The organism is Paraburkholderia sp. RL17-347-BIC-D (assembly GCF_046027915.1).
Taxonomy (GTDB): Bacteria; Pseudomonadota; Gammaproteobacteria; order Burkholderiales; family Burkholderiaceae; genus Paraburkholderia.
The window spans coordinates 1-783 of sequence record NZ_JARESS010000211.1; the positions used below are offsets into that span (position 1 = coordinate 1).

General features: G+C 66.2%; 1 protein-coding gene. It reads right to left on the reverse strand.

The window, feature by feature from the left end; translation table 11 throughout:
- Nucleotides 1-783 (reverse strand): LPD7 domain-containing protein (locus P0D96_RS48205; protein ID WP_408321408.1); only part of this gene is annotated, 783 nt, incomplete at both ends.

The window sequence follows — 783 nt, forward strand, 5'->3', positions numbered from 1 at the left end:
GCGCATGCGTGTGTCGGCCGCCACACGCGCCGCGGCCGCCTGGAAGTCATCAGGTCCGGACAGTGACAGCGTGCTGCCGAACTTCTGCTGCGCGAAGCGCAGCGCAATCTCGATCGCCTCGCGCTCGCTATCCCACAGCCGCAACGTACGGCCCTCGTCGACGAGGAACACCACGCCGTCCTTCCGGTAGTCGACCTCGCCGCTGGCCCGCACCTCGTACGTGATCGCCGGGCCCGCGTAGATGATCTCGTTGCGATCGTGGGCTGCCGGTCGCGTCACCGCATGAGACGGCGTACCGAAAATGACCGCGCGTTCGTCGTCTGCACGTTTCGTCCGCAGGCGGATCTGCTGCATCCGGCGCAACTCACGCAGCGCCCGTTCGTCGCCTTTCTGAGCGCGCTCCTGCAGGAAGTCACGATACTGCTCGGTCAACGGCCGGCTTGCGGCGCCCTTCAGCGCATCCCGCTCTTTCGCAATCTGCACACGCAGCGCGGCCTCTGCCTCAAGGCGCGCAACACGTGCTGCAGACAGCTGCTCGCGGCGCTGCGCGCCTGACAGGTCGATGCGGTCGACAAGCGCGCTGCGGGCACTGTAGAACTCCGATTTGACCGCCTTTCGCCGCTCACTCTCATGATCGGCCTGCGCATCCCACGCGCGACGTAGCTCGTTCCGGTATGCCGATCGCCATTGCTGGAACTCGCCCCATAGGTCCCGTTCAGGCGTACGCCTCGGTGCATGCTCCGGATCACGTCCTGTCTGTGCACGATAGGTCTCGCGCAGCAG